Annotated in this window: 22 protein-coding genes; all 22 read left to right on the top strand. The window is 64.1% G+C overall.

Annotated elements, in window-relative coordinates; translation table 11 throughout:
• Positions 1–96 precede the first annotated feature (96 nt).
• Entirely contained in the window at positions 97–621 is a 525-nt protein-coding gene (locus tag FFS27_RS12510) for a terminase small subunit (RefSeq protein ID WP_015649057.1), read from the top strand.
• On the top strand, positions 602–2,551 hold the full coding sequence (locus FFS27_RS12505) for a phage terminase large subunit family protein (RefSeq protein WP_335926920.1): 1,950 nt from the start codon (positions 602–604) through the stop codon (positions 2,549–2,551). The genes FFS27_RS12510 and FFS27_RS12505 overlap by 20 nt, the downstream gene beginning before the upstream one ends.
• A gap of 12 nt (positions 2,552–2,563) precedes the next feature.
• Positions 2,564–2,779 (top strand): hypothetical protein, encoded by a 216-nt coding sequence (locus tag FFS27_RS12500; RefSeq protein WP_014603900.1) that lies wholly within the window; start codon positions 2,564–2,566, stop codon positions 2,777–2,779.
• 2 nt (positions 2,780–2,781) lie between these two features.
• On the top strand, positions 2,782–4,395 hold the full coding sequence (locus tag FFS27_RS12495) for a phage portal protein (RefSeq protein ID WP_033940816.1): 1,614 nt from the start codon (positions 2,782–2,784) through the stop codon (positions 4,393–4,395).
• Positions 4,396–4,397: 2 nt separating this feature from the next.
• Positions 4,398–5,618: a S49 family peptidase gene (locus tag FFS27_RS12490; RefSeq protein ID WP_137952041.1), complete on the top strand. Its 1,221-nt coding sequence runs from the start codon at positions 4,398–4,400 to the stop codon at positions 5,616–5,618.
• Between the two features lie 13 nt (positions 5,619–5,631).
• A complete protein-coding gene (locus FFS27_RS12485; protein ID WP_014603897.1) occupies positions 5,632–5,982 on the top strand; it encodes a head decoration protein in 351 nt (116 codons plus the stop codon).
• A 15-nt stretch (positions 5,983–5,997) separates the two neighbouring features.
• The gene (locus FFS27_RS12480; protein WP_137952040.1) at positions 5,998–7,035 is read left to right on the top strand and encodes a major capsid protein; all 1,038 of its coding nucleotides are present in this window, start codon (positions 5,998–6,000) and stop codon (positions 7,033–7,035) included.
• Between the two features lies 1 nt (position 7,036).
• The gene (locus tag FFS27_RS12475; RefSeq protein ID WP_058157498.1) at positions 7,037–7,222 is read left to right on the top strand and encodes a hypothetical protein; all 186 of its coding nucleotides are present in this window, start codon (positions 7,037–7,039) and stop codon (positions 7,220–7,222) included.
• Positions 7,223–7,224: 2 nt separating this feature from the next.
• Positions 7,225–7,539, top strand: coding sequence for a head-tail joining protein (locus tag FFS27_RS12470; RefSeq protein ID WP_033940811.1), 315 nt, complete (start codon positions 7,225–7,227; stop codon positions 7,537–7,539).
• Positions 7,539–8,207 carry a hypothetical protein gene (locus FFS27_RS12465; protein WP_014603894.1) on the top strand — a complete coding sequence of 223 codons (669 nt, stop codon included), beginning with the start codon at positions 7,539–7,541 and terminating at the stop codon, positions 8,205–8,207. Before FFS27_RS12470 ends, FFS27_RS12465 begins: the two co-directional genes overlap by 1 nt.
• Complete coding sequence (locus FFS27_RS12460; protein ID WP_137952039.1) at positions 8,200–8,736, top strand: hypothetical protein; 537 nt, start codon at positions 8,200–8,202, stop codon at positions 8,734–8,736. Before FFS27_RS12465 ends, FFS27_RS12460 begins: the two co-directional genes overlap by 8 nt.
• On the top strand, positions 8,733–9,290 hold the full coding sequence (locus tag FFS27_RS12455) for a phage baseplate assembly protein V (RefSeq protein ID WP_137952038.1): 558 nt from the start codon (positions 8,733–8,735) through the stop codon (positions 9,288–9,290). Before FFS27_RS12460 ends, FFS27_RS12455 begins: the two co-directional genes overlap by 4 nt.
• A 57-nt stretch (positions 9,291–9,347) precedes the next feature.
• Positions 9,348–9,569, top strand: coding sequence for a hypothetical protein (locus FFS27_RS12450; protein ID WP_137952037.1), 222 nt, complete (start codon positions 9,348–9,350; stop codon positions 9,567–9,569).
• A 9-nt stretch (positions 9,570–9,578) separates the two neighbouring features.
• The gene (locus FFS27_RS12445; RefSeq protein ID WP_014603890.1) at positions 9,579–9,905 is read left to right on the top strand and encodes a GPW/gp25 family protein; all 327 of its coding nucleotides are present in this window, start codon (positions 9,579–9,581) and stop codon (positions 9,903–9,905) included.
• Positions 9,902–10,786, top strand: coding sequence for a baseplate assembly protein (locus FFS27_RS12440; protein WP_137952036.1), 885 nt, complete (start codon positions 9,902–9,904; stop codon positions 10,784–10,786). The genes FFS27_RS12445 and FFS27_RS12440 overlap by 4 nt, the downstream gene beginning before the upstream one ends.
• On the top strand, positions 10,783–11,313 hold the full coding sequence (locus FFS27_RS12435; RefSeq protein WP_137952035.1) for a phage tail protein I: 531 nt from the start codon (positions 10,783–10,785) through the stop codon (positions 11,311–11,313). Before FFS27_RS12440 ends, FFS27_RS12435 begins: the two co-directional genes overlap by 4 nt.
• The gene (locus FFS27_RS12430; protein WP_137952034.1) at positions 11,310–13,019 is read left to right on the top strand and encodes a phage tail-collar fiber domain-containing protein; all 1,710 of its coding nucleotides are present in this window, start codon (positions 11,310–11,312) and stop codon (positions 13,017–13,019) included. Before FFS27_RS12435 ends, FFS27_RS12430 begins: the two co-directional genes overlap by 4 nt.
• Positions 13,016–13,477 (top strand): phage tail assembly chaperone, encoded by a 462-nt coding sequence (locus FFS27_RS12425; protein ID WP_137952033.1) that lies wholly within the window; start codon positions 13,016–13,018, stop codon positions 13,475–13,477. Before FFS27_RS12430 ends, FFS27_RS12425 begins: the two co-directional genes overlap by 4 nt.
• A 43-nt stretch (positions 13,478–13,520) precedes the next feature.
• A complete protein-coding gene (locus FFS27_RS12420) occupies positions 13,521–14,681 on the top strand; it encodes a phage tail sheath subtilisin-like domain-containing protein (protein ID WP_137952032.1) in 1,161 nt (386 codons plus the stop codon).
• A gap of 12 nt (positions 14,682–14,693) precedes the next feature.
• Positions 14,694–15,203, top strand: a complete 510-nt coding sequence (locus FFS27_RS12415) for a phage major tail tube protein (protein ID WP_137952031.1) — start codon at positions 14,694–14,696, stop codon at positions 15,201–15,203.
• A gap of 9 nt (positions 15,204–15,212) precedes the next feature.
• A complete protein-coding gene (locus FFS27_RS12410) occupies positions 15,213–15,509 on the top strand; it encodes a phage tail assembly protein (protein ID WP_137952030.1) in 297 nt (98 codons plus the stop codon).
• Positions 15,510–15,647: 138 nt separating this feature from the next.
• On the top strand, positions 15,648–17,792 hold a 2,145-nt coding region (locus FFS27_RS12405), incomplete at its 3' end, for a phage tail tape measure protein (protein WP_137952029.1).

The following is a 17,792-nucleotide window of genomic DNA, read 5'->3' as shown; positions in this document are numbered from 1 at the left end:
CTTCCCCGGTCCCCGGCCCTATACGGGTACGCGGACTCGCGTTTTCCCTCTAGCTGTGATTTCTACAGGAATGTCCGTCTTTTCAAGGAGTTAGGCATGGGTCGCAGAGTGACGAAGGCCGATCTGGCCGAGATCGTCGGGCGCGACGAACGCACCTTGAGCCGGTGGCAGCGTGAGGGAATGCCGGTGGTGTCGGTTGGGCTCGGTCGCGGGAACGAGAACGAGTACGACACCGAAGACGTGATCGGCTGGCTGGTGCAGGTCGCCGCCCTCAACGGCAAGAAAGAATCGGTACGGGACCGCCTGGACAGGCTGCGCGCCGACCGCGAGGAGATCGCCCTGGCCCGCGATGTGGGCGAGGTGGCGTTGGTGGCCGACATGGCGACTGCTTACGAAGCGATGATCACTGCGGCCAAGGTCGAGTTGCTCAACACCTACCCCGATGCGCTGGCGGCATCGCTATCGGCCCGCTATGGCATTGAGGTCGACGAAAGCCTGATTCGCGAACCGATGGAAGAGACCCTAAGGAAACTGGCCGAGTATGAACCGGATGACGCCCCGTCAGACGGGGATACTGACTACGCGCTCCCTGAAGAGGGCTTTGAAGAAGACGGCGATTAACGCCGTTCGCCGCATGGCGCGCAAGTGGTCTCCGCCGCCGCGGATGAGCATTGCCGAGTGGGCACGGAAGTATCGTTGGCTGTCTCCCGAGGAGGCGGCGAAGCCTGGCCCCTATCGGTTCGAGGTGACCCCCCATCTGGTGTGGCCGGGTGGTCCTCTGGAGGCCCTGGACGATCCGAATGTGACCGAGGTAGTCGGGCGCAAGTCCGCCCAGGTCGCATGGACCTCCGGCGTGCTGGGCAACGCCCTCGGCAAGTGGATCGATCTTGACCCCTCGCCGATCCTGATCCTGTTTCCGAAGGCTGAAGCTGCGAAGCAGTATGTGGCCGAGAAACTGGAGCCGATGGTGGAGGCCACACCTCGGCTACGCAAGAAGATCGATCTTCGCAGCCGCAAGCTCCAACAGCGGCAAGATTTCAAGCGCTTCCCCGGTGGCTTCCTGAAGCTGGTCGGCTCCAACAGCCCCTCCAGCGTGAAGTCAACGCCGGTACCCCGTGTCGGCGTCGAGGAGCCCGACGACTGCAACCTGAACCTGAGGGGGCAGGGCGACAGTATCAAGCTGGCCAAGGAGCGGCTGAAGACCTACCGACGATCCAAGGTGATCATCGGCGGCACGCCGACGCTCAAGGGGCTGTCGGCCATCGATGCCGAGTACGAGCTGTCGGATAAGCGCATTGCCATGGTTCCTTGCCACGACTGCGGCCAGGAACACGAACTGAGCTTCGATCACCTGCACTGCCCGGAAGATCCGACGCAGTATCACGAAGTGTACGGGCACAAGCGCCCCGAGCTGGCCTACTACGCCTGCCCGCACTGCGGGTCGGTGTGGGACGACGCGCAGAAGAACGCGAACCTACAGCATGGCCGCTGGGTGGCGACGGCTGAGTTTCGCGGTATAGCCGGCTACGACATGAACGAGCTGATCGCGACGTTCTACGGCTCACGCTTCGCAGTGCTGATGGAGAAGTGGCTACAGGCCGAGCATGCCGCCGCCCAGGGCAACATCGGCCCCATGATCGCCTTCGTGAACAGCTCGAAGGGTGAAAGCTACGAGTTCAAGAGCAATGCGCCTGGGATCGAGGAGCTGGTGAAGCGCGCCAAGGCTTACGGCGAATGGACGGCACCGGCTGGCGTGCTGCTGGCTACCGCAGGGGTGGACGTACAAGGCGACCGCCTGGCGGTGATTGTCGTCGGTTGGGGGCGTGGGGAGGAGTCCTGGCGCCTGTTCTGGAACGAGCTGCGCGGCAACCCGGCCGACCCCAGCGATGGGGTCTGGTCTGAACTGGATGCGCTGCTGGCAAAGCCGATCCCGATGGAGGGCGGCGGCGAGCTGGCTATATCGGCGGTGAGCATCGACAGCTCTGACGGGAACACCAACCACGCCGTCTACGCCTACGTCCGGGACCGCCAGCGCTTCAACATCATGGCGATCAAGGGGGCCTCCCGCGATAGCCTGGAGAAAGAGATTTTCTCCCGGCCGTCTGCCTCGGTGGACACCGCCCGCGACAACACCAAGGCCGCGAAGTACGGCCTGCGGGTGTACATCGTCGGCACGCACAAGGCCAAGACCCTGCTCGATTCCCGTGTGCGCCTGGTGGGTGCTGGGGCGGGGCGGATGCACTGGTACAGCGATATCCGCCAAGACTACTTCGAGCAGTTCACCAACGAGGTGTTGGCGCCGCACCCACGCATCCCCACCAAGATGATTTGGCAGAAGAAGGCGGGTCGGCGTAACGAGGCGCTGGATTGCGAGGTGTATGCCCTGCATGCCGCGCGCAGCCTGAAAACCCACCTTCTGCGGGATGACGAATGGGATGCCCTGGAGCGCCAGGTGCGGCAACCCACATTGTTCAGTGGCGACCAGCCCGTGGCACCTATGCCCAAGCGGGCGGTGCCACGCGGTCGCGGTACACGCAGCCGGGTCGGCTGACTGAGGGAAATCATGACCACAGCGAAACAGCGCCTGGAGGAAGTCCGGGCGGCGATATCTGACGTCCTGTCAAAGGGGCAGCGCCTGAAGCGTGGCGAGCGTGAGGTGTACAAAGCCGAGCTGGCGTCTCTGCGGATGCTGGAACAACAGTATGCCGCGGCCGCCGCTCAGGAAGAGGCCGCCCAGCACGGGCGGGGTCGTAACCGCGTTTACTACCTGAAGATCTGACCATGGGCTTTTTCCGACGCTCACCCGAGCAACAACTGATGCGCGAAGCCCTTCGTCTGGCCAAGGCGGCGGCCAGGCCCTCGGCGCCGATGGCGCAGGGGGGCGGCGGTGGCACGGAAACGCGCTGGCGGGGAGCTTCACGCATGCTCCGCAGCATGGCCAGTTGGATTCCTGGCCTGGGTAGTCCTCGTCGAGACCTGAACCGCGGCGAGCGCAATATGCTGATCGCCCGTTCTCGGGATGCCCTGCGTAACCACCTGATCGCGCGGGCGGTCGTGATGCGCCTGCGCACGAACGTGGTTGGTACGGGGCTGGTCTGCCGGGCGCAGGTCGACCACCAGGCGCTCGGGATCTCCGGTGAAGAAGCGGAGCGCCTGAATGCGCAACTGGATTGGATCTGGAACCACTACGCCGACAGCCCAGCCGAGTGCGATGCCGAGGCGACGTTGAACCACTATCAGCTCCAGGCGCTGACCCTGGTGTCGTCGCTGGTCGGCGGCGATGTGCTGGTGGCAACGCCCTTCGAGGAGCGGCCCGGCTGCATCTTCGGCACGCGCCTGCAATTGATCGAGGCCGAGCGCGTTTGCAATCCCGGACACGGCCTGGATAGCGCCGGGCTGGTCGATGGCATCGAGTCCAACGGACTCGGCGCACCGGTTGCCTATCACGTCTGCTCGGGCTACCCGAACGACCTGCCGACTGCCGGGCCGCTAACCTGGCAGCGTCTACCGGCATTCGGTGCGCAGACCGGACGGCGCCGGGTGTTGCACGTCATGTCCGACAAGGAACGGCCCGGCCAGAAGCGCGGCGCGCCGTACCTGGCGCCGGTGCTGGAGCCGTTGCAGAAGCTGGAGCGCTACAGCAGCGCCGAGCTTATGGCGGCGGTGATCTCGGCAATGTTCACCGTGTTCATCAAGAAGGGCTCCGACTACAACAACGCCGGCGGCCTGCCGATGACGGGCCTGGTGAACGGTGGTGGCAGTGCCTCCACCGACGACGAAGCGCCGGCCCTGGAGCTGGGCGAGGGGGCGGTGGTTGACCTGGGCGAGGGCGAAGAGCCTGTTGTCGCCAACCCTGCCCGGCCGAATGCGCAGTTCGACCCGTTCTTCATGGCGGTGGTCAAGGAGATAGGCGCCGCCCTGGAGATCCCCGCGGACGAGGTGCTGTTGCATTACAGCACCAGTTACAGCGCTGCGCGGGCCGCCATGCTGCAAGCCTGGCGATTCTACAGCCTGCGCCGCTGGTGGCTGACCTGCGATTTCTGCCAACCGAGCCGGGAGTTGGTGATTGACGAAGCGGTGGCGCGTGGACTGATCGACCTGCCGGGCTATCACGATCCGATCAAGCGGCGTGCGTACTGCCAGGCGCTATGGATCGGGCCGGCGCGTGGCGCCATCGACGAGCTGAAGGAGGCGAACGCCGCCGGTAAGCGCATCGAGTACGGCCTGTCCAACGAGACCCTGGAGACAGCGGCGATGACTGGCGAGCCCTGGCAGCAGGTGTTCAACCAGCGCTTGCGAGAGGTCGAGCAGCGCCGCGCCAACAACCTGTACACGCTGCCGAAGGGCCGCGAAACCGAGGCGCCGCCGGCGCCCGGTCCCGACGACGAGGAATAACCATGCGCGCATTCGAGCTGGCTGCATCGCAGCCCTGGCTAATGCTGCCCGAGCATCTGGAGAACCTGCTGGCCATCGCTGAGCGAATGGGTGACCCCCAAGCGCTGGTGACCCGCGAAGGCGAGCGCCTGAACAAGGCCCGCACGGTGACTGTTCGCAACGGCGTGGCCATCGTGCCAGTGACCGGCCCCATCTTCCGTTACGCGAACCTGTTTACCGAGATCAGCGGAGCCACCAGCACCCAGGTGCTGGCCACGGACATTCGGCGGGCGCTCGATGACCCGGCAGTCCGCAGCATCGTACTGAACATCGATAGCCCAGGCGGCGTGGCATCCGGCATCAACGAGCTGGCCGAGCTGGTGTACGAGGGGCGCAAGCGCAAGCGGATCGTTACCTATGCCGGGGGCTACCTGGCTAGCGCTGCGTACTGGATCGGAAGTGCTGCCGAGGAAATCGTGATCGACGAGACGGCGATGGCCGGGAGTATCGGCGTCATCGTTGAGGCGGTGGCTCAGCCCGATGGACCGGACAAGCCGAAGCGCTACCAGGTGGTCAGTCGCAACGCCCCGAACAAGCGGCCTGACGTCACCACCGAAGAAGGGCGCAAGAAGATCGGCGAGACCGTCGATGCCCTGGCTGAAGTCTTCGAGAACAAGGTGGCCCGCAATCTCGGCGTGGCTGCTGAACGTATCCCGGAAATGGGTGACTACGGCGGCCTTCTGGTCGGTGCCGCGGCGGTGAAAGCCGGCCTCGCGCACCGACTCGGCAGCCTGGAAGCCCTGATCACTGAACTGGCCAAACCGGCCGCAACCCAACCGAGGAAAGCAAGTATGAAAGTCGTGAAGACCACGGCGGAGCTGCGCGAGGCGCTGGCCAGCGGCATCGACCCGAACATCATCGAAGTGGCCAGCGTCGGCGTCGATGAGATCCAGGCGGCCCGTACCGAAGCGGCCGTCGCTGAGCGCAAGCGCATCCAGGGCATCAGTGCGCTGGCCAGCAAGGGCTTCGAGAAGGAAGTGGCTGCTGCCATCGAAGCCGGTACCAGTGTCGAAGCGACCGCCCTGCAACTGCTCCAGGCGGCCTCTGATCGCGGCATAACCCTCGCCGGTATCGTTGCCGACTCCACCGGGGCCTCGGCCTCCACGCCGGCTGGCGACGACGCGGCCAGCAAGGAGCGTGGTGCCGCGGTATCCGCCATCGTGTCCGGTGCCAAGCGCCGCTAAAAGGAGATCCGCCATGTACGAAGTGCAACGCAATACCTACGTCCCGGACCAATTGGCGGCCGGTGATTTCCCCATTGCCACCGGCTCCGGTGTGATCGCTGCCGGCCAGGTACTCAAGCGCGGCGCGGTGCTGGGCCGGGTCACTGCTTCGAAGGAGTACAAGCTGTCGGTTGCCGCCGCCGACGATGGCTCCCAGGCGCCGAGCGCGGTTCTGCTGGAGGCCGTCGATACCTCGGCAGGTGCCAAGGTCGCGCCGCTGCAACTGACCGGCGATGTGCGTTTCGGCGCGCTCACCGTAGGCGAGGGCCACGGGCGTGACAGCCTGGTCGATGCTCTGCGCCCGTTCTGCCTCTTCGTTCGCTGATAGGAGTTCAACCAGATGACCGATATTTTCGACTGCCGCACGATGCTCGATGCGGTGGAGCAGATGGTGCGGCCGCGTACCTTCCTGCGTGACCTGTTCTTCAATGGCGCCAACCCGGTGACCTTCGGTACCACTGCGGTGGATATCGATATCGTGAAGGGCACCCGCAAGATGGCTCCGTTCGTGCATCCCCGCTTGCCGGGAAGCCTGTCGCTGCGCTCCGGCTACCGGAGCACCACCTACAAGCCGCCGTACATCCAGCCCAAGCGTGAGACCACAGCAGAGCTGATCCTGAAGCGTTCGCCTGGTGAAAACCCGTTCGCTACCAAGTCCGCGCTCCAGCGGGCCGGCGAGCAATTGGGCAAGGATCTGGCGGACCTCGACGACGAGATTACCCGTCGTGAAGAGTGGATGTGTGCTCAGGTGCTCAGCGGCGGCCGCCTCAACGTGAAGGGCGAGGGCGTCGATGATGTTATCGACTTCCAGATGGAAGATACCCACAGGGTGACGCTGGCCACCGGCAAGTGGGGGACCAGTGGCGCCGATCCGATTGGCAATCTGAGGGCTTGGAAGCGCCTCATTGCCAAGGATTCCGGGCGCACGGCGAACGTATCGGTGCTCAGCGGCGAGGCCCTGGATGCGTTCCAGAACGACGAAAGCGTCATGAAAAAGCTGAACACTCGTCGCGTCGACCTGGGCATGATCAAGCCCGAGGAACTGCCTGATGGCGTTACCTACCTCGGCTATCTCAACGATCCGGGTTTGGATCTCTACGGCTACGATGAGTGGTTCGTGCCCGATGATGGCGACAAGAAAGAGCAGCCGATGATTTCGGCGGGCGGCATCATCCTGGGCTCGACCAACACCCGTAACGCCATGTTGTACGGGGCGATTCAGGATCTCGACGCCATCGAGAGTGGCCTGGTCGAGGCGTCGCGCTTCCCGAAGAGCTGGACGACCAAGGAGCCGAGCGTGCGCTGGGTGAAGCTCCAGGCTGCTGCGCTGTCCGGCCTGCTGGAACCGGATGCCTTCCTGTTCGCGAAGGTGGTGTGACATGGCCGCCGCAAAGTCGAAGTACATCGTCATTAGCGGTTGCGTGCAGGACGGGCGCGATATCTATCGGAAGGGCGAGCCCTACGAGCCGGCCAGCGCGGATCTGCGGGATGAGTTGCTGGCTGCGGGCGTTATCGGTCTGGCCAAGGACCATGCCCAGGCGCAGAGCGGCGAGGACGGCGAATAGCCATGCGCTTTCATGAGCGATTCGCTGATCTCGATGCGCTGCTGTTCGATGAGCTGGGCGACTCTGCCCGTTTCGAAGGGCGGGCAGAGCCTGTGCTGGGGGAGTTTACCGCCCCATGGCAGGCTCCGCGCATGGGTACCGCGCCGCTTCCATTGCGTGAGCCGCGGTTCACCGTTCTGGCCAGCGATGCGGCGAGCGTGGAGGTTGGACAGGGAATCGTCGTGGATCTCCCTCCGCCAGACGGCGGCGCCTATATCGTCGTGCGGCGGGAGCCTGATGGCACCGGCCTGGTCGCGTTGCTGCTGAGGAGGGACTGATGGCTATCGGTACCACCCATCGGGTGACCGCGCGAGGCGGTACGCTGAACGTCCAGCCGAAGGCCGCCGATATGGCGGCCTTCTCGACTCTGGCGGCGGCGTACCCGAAAGCGGCGATGAACGCGCAGCGCCGGGCGATCAACAAGACGCTCGGTTGGCTGCGGACGCATATCGCCAGGGCGGTCGGCCAGAAGGAGCGCATAGCGGTTCGGGCGGTGCGGCAGCGGCTGATCGCGTATCCGGTGCGTGGCTCGGGTACTCAGGGCAAGCTCTGGTTTGGCATCAACCCCATCGAGGCCAGCCGAATCGGCCGGCCTCGTCAGGGAAAGGCGGGGGTGACGGTGGCCGGGCGAACCTATCGCGGGGCCTTCTATGCCCGTGTGTACGGGGGCGAGCCAGATATCTGGATTCGAACGGCCAGTCCGCACTTCGACCCGAGCGATTACCCGGCCAGCGACGTTCGATCGATGGCCTACGGTCGCCGGGGTTCGATGGACGCGGACATGTACGGCCGCTTTCCCTTGGCCAAGGCCAAGGTGCTGTTGGACGACGTGCGTCCGCTATTCGATGCCTGGGCCAAGCGGGCCGATCAGAAACTGCTTGAGTTCGCCCAGCGCGAACTCGCCTACGAACTGCACAAGCTGACCAAGGGAGGCGCGCGTGGCTGACTTCGTGCTGCTCGACTTCTACCGATCGATTGAGGCAGAGCTGAACACATCGCTCGCCGGTATGCGCTCTATCGCGTTCGATACGCTGATTGAGGACCGGATGCCAGCGCCGTGCATCCTGCTGGAGGTGTCGGAGTTCGAGCCGAGCCAGGATCCCGATCAGGGCTCGGGCGAGGTGGGACTGACCTTGCATGTGCAAGCCCGCATCGTCGTAGGCCGGGAGCGCGCGGAGAACCGCACCAAGGCCGTTCAACTGGCAACCCAGCTTGCCCATCTGCTGCGGGACCAGACATGGAATCTGGACGATGTTTCGCAAGCCGAGTTCGTCCAGGCCGGCGAGGACTACACGAAGCCTGAGCTGGACGCCTTTTGTGTCTGGCTGGTGGAGTGGACGCAAACGGTCTATGTAGGGGCCGAGGAGTGGCCCTGGAAGGACGAGTCTGGCGAGGAGCTGCTGTTCGGCATCGATCCCGACACTGGTCCCGGTCATGAGGGGGACTACTTCGCGCCCGAGGATATCCCGCTATGAGCTACGCGACAGCGGAACATGACCGCATGATTGCGGCGATGATCAAGCCATGCGTGGTTGCTGCGGTGGATCTCGCGGCCGCTCGGGTGCGCGTGCAGGCAGGGGCTTGGATCAGTGGTTGGGTGCGCTGGCACAGCCTGGCCGCCGGCACGGCGCGTCACTGGCGAGCGCCGAGCCTCGGCGAACAGGGTGTGCTGATCAGTCCCAGCGGCGTAGCCGACATGGGGACGTTCATTCCCGGCTTGTACGGTGTCGCCGGCGACCAGCCCGACAACCGCGAGAACGTGGAGGTCTGGCGGTTTCCCGATGGCGGCTCCCTGGTCTACGACTGGCAGGCGAAGAGCTACGCGGTGACCCTCCCGGCAGGTACCTGCACGACGACCGTTGGCGGCGCCTCGGTCACCGTTACCCCGGGGCAGGTAGCCGTCCAGGCCGGCGAGATCCTGTTGGCTGGCAAGGTCACAGTGGCCGGTACGCTGCACGTCACCGGCAATATCACCAGCGGCGGCTCGATCATGGACACCACCGGCAACAGCAACCATCACACTCACTGAACATAACTCAACGCTGAGCCCGCCCTTGTGCGGGCTTTGTCGTTTCAGGAGGGGCCAATGGCCAAAGCCAAGACTGAAGAAGCGGAAGCCGTCCAGGCGCCGGTTCAAGATCATCCGACGCCCGAGCTGCCGGTGACGTTCATCGATCAGGCCTACCGACAGCGCACCCTGATCATGCCCGGCGGTGTGACGGTGCAGGTGCGCAATAGCGAGGTCGTCGCCGACACCGAAGAGGTGTTCGAGTGGTTGGTGGCTCGCGTGGAATTCGTTCGTAAGTAGGGGGGATCGATGATTGGGCTGGATCGACGGACCGGGCAGCCGCTTTCCGGCGTGGCCCACTTGAAGCAATCCATCGAGGACATTCTGACTACCCCGTTGGGCACCCGGCGCATGCGCCCGGAGTACGGCAGTAAGTTGCGGCGCCTGGTCGATCTGCCGGTGAACGACGGTTGGAAGAGTGCCGTGCAGGCCGAGGTCGCACGGGCGCTTGGCCGGTGGGAACCTCGGCTGCGCCTGGAGCGTGTCCGAGTGGTGGCGGTTATGGGTGGGCGGATCGATCTGGAGTTGGCCGGGGTGTACCTGGGTGACTCCGTAATGCTGGAGGTCAGCGCATGAGTACCGTAGATCTGGCCTCACTGCCGGCGCCCGAAGTGCTGGAGCCGTTGGAGTTCGAGGCGGTTTATGCCGAGGAGCTGGCGGATTTCAGGGCTTACATGGGCGACCAGTGGAACGCGGCACTGGAAAGTGACCCGGTGGTGAAGCTGCTCGAGCAGGCGGCCTACCGTCGAATGCAGAACCGCGCTCGGGTGAACTCGGCGGCCAAGGCGCTGTTGCTGGCCTATGCCGAGGGTAGCGACCTTGACCAGTTGGCGGCGAACGTCAAGCTACAGCGCCTGGTGATACGGGAGGCCGACGAGTCGGCGGTTCCACCGACTGAGCGGGTGATGGAGGACGACGCCGCGTTGCGGGAGCGCGTCCAGCTAGCCTATGAAGGCCTGACCACCGCAGGGCCTCGGTCCAGCTACATCCTGCACGCGCGCAGTGCGTCTGCCCTGGTCGGTGATGCGACGGCCGAAAGCCCCAGGCCGGCGGAGGTGGTGGTTACCGTGTTGCACGTCGAAGGGCAGGGGGGCGCCGATCAGGCGTTGCTCGATACCGTCTATACCCGACTGAGTGATGAGGATATCCGGCCGGTCGGCGACCGGCTGACAGTGCAGAGCGCCGAGGTGCTGCCGTACAGCATCGATGCGGTGGTGTACATGGAAGGCGTCGGGTCGGAGAACGAGGCGATCCTTGCCGAGTGCCAGCGGCGGATAAACGCCTGGATCAATCCGCGCCGTCGCCTGGGTGTCGAGGTGTCCCGGTCGGCGATTGACGCCCAACTACACATCACCGGCGTTCGCAAGGTGGTGCTCAACGGCTGGGTCGATATCGTGCCGACGAAGGCGCAGGCGGCCTACTGCACGTCTGTGAAGGTCGTACAGGGGGACGCATGAGTCAGTTACCGAGCAATGCGACCGAGCTGGAGCGCGCCCTGGAGTACGCGACGGACGAAGAAGCGGACGTGCCTCTACGGCTGCTGGTCAACCCTGATACCTGCCCGGAACACATCCTGCCGTGGCTGGCCTGGGCCTGGTCCGTGGATCGCTGGGACAACGAGTGGTCGGTGCCGACAAAGCGGGCAGCAATCCGCTCGGCCTTCGAGATCCACGCGAGGAAGGGGACTATCGGTGCGCTACGTCGAGTGGTCGAGCCCATTGGCTACCTGTTGACGGTGACCGAGTGGTGGCAGACCGACCCGCCCGGCGAGCCTGGCACGTTCTCTATCGAAGTTGGCGTCAGCAGCGGCGGTATCACTGAAACCACCTATCGCGAGGTGGAGCGCCTGCTGGATGACGCGCGGCCGGTCAGCCGCCATATCGTCGGGCTCGACATTCGCTTCGAGCCCAAGCTTCAGGTCTACACCGCGGTTGTAGAGACCGATGGTGACATCTTGGATGTATTCCCGAGGGCCAATCCATGAGCAAGCAATACGGGGGCTTCCTTACCGACAAGGGTGCTGCCAAACAAGTCGAGGCGGCGGCCGGCGGGCTGCGGCGTGACATTACACATATGTTGATCGGTGATGGAGGCGGTGCGCCTGGGGAGACGCCTGACCCGGTCCCTAGTCCGTCGCAAACTGCGCTTATCCGACAGCGCTACCGGGTCAAATTGAACCGGTTGGTAGCGGCCGAGGACAATCCTAGCGTGCTGGTGGCCGAAGCCATTCTGCCGCAGGACGTAGGGGGCTGGTGGATGCGTGAGCTGGGTCTGGAGGACTCCGATGGCGACATGATCGCTGTGGCGGATTGTGCGCCTAGCTACAAGCCGTTGGTCAGCGAGGGCGCGGGGCGAACCCAGACCGTCCGGTTGCATATCGCGGTCAGCCACGCAGAAATCGTCAATCTTCTGGTCGACCCTAATGTTGTGACTGCGACGGTCGCGGATCTGGATAAGGCCCTGCTGGAAGTTCGCGCGATTCATGACGCCACTGGACAGATGACGCGAGAGCAGGGCGGCGGGATCACGCTGCCTTTGTCCTTGAGTCCAACGGGTATCGCTCCCGGTACATACCGCAGCCTAACAATCGACGCGAAGGGACGAGCAACCAGCGGCAGCAATCCCACTACCCTGGGTGGCTATGGCATCACCGATGCCCTGGCGAAAAGTGAGGCGGTGGAAGAGCCAATGCCGTACAAGCTGCTACGGCTCAACGGTGCGGGGCAACTGCCGGCATCGATTACCGGCAATGCGGCGAGCGCCACGAAGCTGTCGGCTGAACGGGCTCTTGCGTGTAGCGGCGCCGCAACAGGCAGTGCGGTGTTCGACGGAACACGGGACGTTTCCATTGCGCTGACCCTGGCGGATAGCGGGGTGGTGCCCGGTGCCTATCCGAAGGTGACAATCAACGCCAAGGGCTTGGTGACAGCGGGAGGCCCGTTGTCTGCCGCTGATATCCCAAATTTGGATTGGAGCAAGATCAATAGCGGCAAGCCCACTACGTTGGCGGGCTACGGGATCACCGATGCGCTGAATGCGGGTCTCAACAGCCAGAGTCCCATTTTCTATTCGGCGGTGGCAGGCGATGGGCTCGCGCAGGCGGCCATTCAGATTCGTGAAGCCGAACTGATCGGCGCGAACGGGCGGATCTACAAATATGCGCCGCGGCTCTGGTTTCACTGGAGCGGCGTATATGCGGGCGACCTGGGGATGAACGATGTTGGGAATCTGCTTTGGCGCGGGAGCCCAATCTATACCGCGGCAAATCTGGATCTCTCGGTGTATGCCCGTGTTTCGCATACGCACGATGCTAGCCAAATTACCTCCGGGATTCTCCCAGTACACCTGGGTGGAACGGGCGCGAATAACCCTACGTGGGCACGTGAGAGTCTGGGGGCCGGTGTACCTTCGACTGCGTGGCTCTATTCCACCGGCTGGTGGCGGGATAACGACACTGGATTTATCCGCCAGTGGGGTCGCGTCACGGTAGCGGGTGATGGAACAGCGACCATCACGTTTCCGATTCCCTTCCCGAACGAATGCCTAGGCGGATTCGCTGGCCAGACCGCCTATTTCCATCCTGGCACTGACGCGAGCACTGCGTTCTATGGACTGACAACGACAGGGGCGACCCTCGAAAACAGCTATCAACTCCAATCCGTATTGTTCTGGGAGGCGTTCGGTCGATGAGTTCCAGTGACTATGTCTTCTCGCCGTCGGCGGTGGCGTTCTATCCCGTTTCTTTGCGAAAGGTCTACGAAGAGGGTAGTGGTTGGCCGCTCGATGCAGTGTCGGTCAGTACGGCGCTGTATGAGCGGATACTGGCGGGGCAGGAGTCTGGTAAGCGAATTGCCGTCGACTCCTCTGGTCTTCCGGTGTTAGTCGACCCTCCACCGCCAGACGAACTGCGGCTTGTCGCGCGGGCTCGAGCATGGCGCGACGCACAACTGATAGTAACCGATGGCCTGGTGGCCCGGCATCGTGACGAGCGCGACCTGGGTAGTGACACCACTCTCAAACCTGAGCAGTTCGTAGAGGTTATGAACTATCGCGCGGCCCTGCGCAATTGGCCGGATAACCCGGCATTCCCCGACCCTGCCTCCAGGCCGAAGCCGCCTGCCTGGCTGGCCGAAGAAGGCACCAACTGAGCCCCGCCCTAGTGCGGGGCTTTTCATTCTAGGAGATCTACCAATGAGCTTTTTCCATGGCGTCACGGTAACGAATGTGGACGTGGGCGCGCGGACCATTGCTTTGCCCTCCAGCTCGATCATCGGTCTGTGTGACGTGTTTACTCCGGGAGCTGGAGCGACCGCCAAGCCGAACGTGCCGGTCCTGATCAGCAGCAAGAAGGAAGCGGCAGCGGCGTTCGGGATCGGTTCGCCGATCTACGCTTCGTGCGAGGCCATCTATATGCGCGCCCAAGCTGTCATCGTGGCGGTCGGTGTGGAAGCGGCGGGCACGCCCGAAGAGCAGGCCAGCGCGATCATCGGCGGCATCAACAGTACAGGCGAGCGTACCGGCCTGGAGGCGCTGCTGGACGGCAAGTCGCGTTTCAACGCTCAGCCGCGGCTGTTGATTGCGCCCGGGCATTCCGCACGGCAGGCAGTGGCCAGTGCGATGGACGCCCTGGCCGGCCGCATGCGGGCAATCGCGATCATCGACGGGCCGGGCAAGGATGATGAGACCGCCATAGCCTACGCCGCCAACTTCGGCAGCAAGCGCCTGTACATGGTCGATCCGGGGGTCCAGGTCTGGAACACCGAGACCAGCAGCACCACCGACGCCCCGGCCTCGGCCTGGGTGGCGGGTCTGTTCGCCTGGACCGATGCCGAGTATGGATTCTGGGCCAGCCCCTCGAATAAGGAATTCGTCGGGATCACGGGCACCACGCGGCCCATCGAGTATCTGGACGGCGACCCGACCTGCCGAGCCAACCTGCTGAACAATGCGAACATCACCACGATCATCCGCGATGACGGCTACCGCCTGTGGGGCAACCGCACCTTGTCTTCGGATGCGAAGTGGGCATTCGTCACCCGCGTACGGACGATGGATATCGTGATGGATGCGATCCTGGCAGGGCACAAGTGGGCGGTCGACCGCTCGATCACCAAGACCTATGTGTCTGACGTGACCGAGGGGCTGGAGTCCTTCATGCGCGACCTGAAGAACCAGGGCGCGGTCATCAACTTCGAGGTCTACGCCGACCCCGACCTGAATACGGCCAGCCAGCTCTCCCAAGGCAAGGTGTATTGGAACATCCGATTCACCGACGTTCCGCCGGCCGAGAACCCCAACTTCCGCGTCGAAGTCACCGACCAGTGGCTGACCGAAGTCCTCGACGCAGCATAAGGAGCGCGTGCAATGGCAATGATTCCGCAGGTACTGACCAATACCAACCTGTTCATCGACGGCATCAGCTTCCAAGGCGATGTGCCGTCGTTGACCCTGCCCAAGGTCACCGTCAAGACCGACGAGTTCCGCGCCGGCGGCATGGATGGCTCCGTCGACATGGACATGGGGCTTGAGCGCATGGAGTCGTCGTTCACCACCAACGGGGTGCGGCGCGAGGCACTGAACTTCTTCGGCCTGGCCGATGGCACCGCCTTCCGTGGCGTCTTTCGTGGATCCTTCAAGGCGCATAAAGGCAAGGTAACGGCGGTGGTCGCGACGATCCGCGGCACCCTCAAGGAGGTTGACCCGGGCGACTGGAAGGCCGGCGACAAGGCCGAATTCAAGTACTCGGTGGGCGTCACCTACTACAAGCTCGAAGTCGACGGCCGCGTGGTCTTCGAAATCGATCCCTTGGCGCCGTTGCGGGTTATCAACGGTGTCGACCAACTGGCTGAAACGCGCGCAGCGCTGGGCATTTAAGGAGTGAATATGAAAGAGAAAACCCCCGCGTGGTTGGAATTGCGTGCCACCGGCGCCACGGTCAGCTTGCGTTCCACGGCCGATGTCAATGGCGTGAAGGTCGACAAGCTGACCCTTCGCGCGCCGACAGTCCGTGACATCCTGGCGTCGGAAGAGCAGGGCGCTGAGACAGAGGCACAGCGCGAGCTGGCCCTGTTCTCGACCCTGGCCGAGGTTGGCCGAAAGGATCTGGAGGGGCTGACCATGGTCGATTACCGGCGCTTGCAAACCGCCTACTTTCGCCTGGTGCAGGACGACGGGGTATAGCGTTCAGCACCACAAGCGCATGGCCAGGCGTCTGGCGGCGGAGTTCCATTTCTCCGTCGCCGATATCGAGGCCATGCCGTTGGCTCGCATGATCTGGTGGCTCAGTGACTGAGCCACCTTCAACCGACAGAGAATCCTATGGCGTCCAATCAACTCTCCCTCGGGCTGCTGATCGGCGGCGCCGTGAGCGGTTCGCTGAATGCAGCATTCCGCACCGTCGAGGGCAGTATTGACCAGCTCCAGTCCAAGGGGCGGGAGCTGGATCTGTTCAAGGCCCAGACCAAGGCGGCGTTGGAGTTGGGCAACACGCAGCGCCGCAGCACCTTGCGGGCTTATGGCGAACAGCAGAGGGTCGGCGCGGCGCTGGAGTCTCAGCATGCAGCAGCCACCGCCCGGCTGGCATCGCTCAATCGCGAGTTGGCCGCGGCGGATCAGGCTCGGACCCGGCGACTGGCTACGCAGTCGACGGAAATGGACCGCCTGCGCTACCTCCAGTGGCAGCTGACCCAAGAGGCCAACCGGCAAGCCGAGGGCGGCAACAAGGGGGAGGCGAAGCGATTGCGGGGCCAGGCCCAGGCGGCGGCCGAACTGTACAAGCAACGCCAAGCCCAGGCGGCGGCCGACAACAAGGCCGACGCGGAAAAAGTCCGGGGGATTCAGCGCCGGATCGATGTGGCGCAACGTGAAGCCCAGCAAGCCAAGCGCAGCCTGGCGGACCAGCAAACGGAAATGGGCCGGCTGCGTAACGTGCTGCGAGACAACGCCAGGGAGGCGGGGCGACTCGGCGATGCCTTCCGCTGGGCCGCCCGCGAGGCGCAGGGCATCAAGCTCCAAGCCAGCGGCATGGCGCGCCTGGAGGCCGGGAAGTCCGGTATGCGCTCGACGGTCGGCCAGGCGGTCGCCGGCACCGCCGCTCTGGCTGTGCCTACGAAGATCAGCGCGGACTACCAGGCGATCATTCGGGATATCGCGATTAAGGCTGGGGTGGCCGGTTCCGCTGAAGAGCGGGATCTGTCGCGCACGGTCATTACCACTTCCCGCGACACCGGGATGGCGCGCAACGAAGTGGCCGATGTGATCAACCAATTGGTCAGCGCCGGCATGGATCTGGACGTGGCGTCGGGGTTCTCTCCGGTCGCGGCCAAGTTCGTGGTGGGGCAAGGCGCCGGCGGCGTGGATACCGCGCGGATGATGCAGGCACTCCAGCAGAACGCGAAGATCTCCGATCCCAAGGTGATGGAGAAAGCATTGGAGGCTATCGCCTTCCAGGGCCAGGCCGGCTCGTTCGAGGCCAGTGACATGGCCCGATGGTTTCCGCAACTGCTCGCGGAAATGGGCAAGCTGGAGATCTTCGGCATGGATGCCGTCACGCAGCTGGGCTCGATGCTTCAGGTGCAGATGAAGGCGGCCGGCGGTGCCGATGAGGCGGCCAACAACCTGAAGAACTGGATGGCCAAGATCGGCTCCAGCGATGTTGTGCGAGCCTACCAGAAGGCTGGCATCGACTATCAAGGCTCGCTCAATACTGGCTTGCAAAGCGGAATGTCGACGCTGGAAGCCAGCTTTGCATTGGCCCAGCAGTACATCCAGCGCACCGATCCAGCCAAGGCCAAGAAGATGGCCGAGGCAACCGCCGCCATCAGCAAGGAGGCGGACCCGGCCAAGGCCAAGGCGATGATGGAGGCCCTGGAACAGACACTGCGCACCGGCGATATTTTCGCGGATATGCAGGTTAAGGCGGCTCTTACCGCCTACACGCAGAACAAGGCGCTGTACGAGTCGCTGAAGAAGGAGTCGGCATCTGCCACAGGCATTCTGGACCAGAACCTGAGGGAACGCCGGGAGGCCTCAGCCCAGCGCTGGGCTGAAGTCGCCCAGGCCGCGAACGAAGGGATGCGGGCGGTTGGTGACGCGATTCGTCCGATGACTGATGCGGCGGCCGACGCCTTGCGGCCCTTGTTTCAGGGGCTTACTCGACTCACCGATGCGGCACCTGGGGTAACTGCCGGAGTCGTGGGTGTCGGTGCCGCGTTGGTCGTGCTCCGGGGGATCGTGAACGCCTGGAGGATTGGCCGAGGGCTGATGGATATTGCCCGTGGCCGCTCGATGATGGGCAATCCGAACATCGTTCAACGTGTGTTCGTGACCAACCCCGGTGCCGGCGGCTTGGGTGGTGATGTGGGCGGTGGTTCTGCTCGGCGCGGCCGGGACGGTGGCGGTCGCAGTGGGCGCCTCGGCGCCGCAGGGCGCGGTGCCTGGGGTGTGCTCCGGGGGGCTGGGCGC

Origin of the sequence: Pseudomonas sp. 2VD (assembly GCF_005503585.1) — a bacterium.
Lineage (GTDB): Bacteria > Pseudomonadota > Gammaproteobacteria > Pseudomonadales > Pseudomonadaceae > Pseudomonas > Pseudomonas aeruginosa.
Note: the sequence above shows the minus strand (reverse complement) of the source record. Positions and strands in the feature narration are given on the sequence as shown.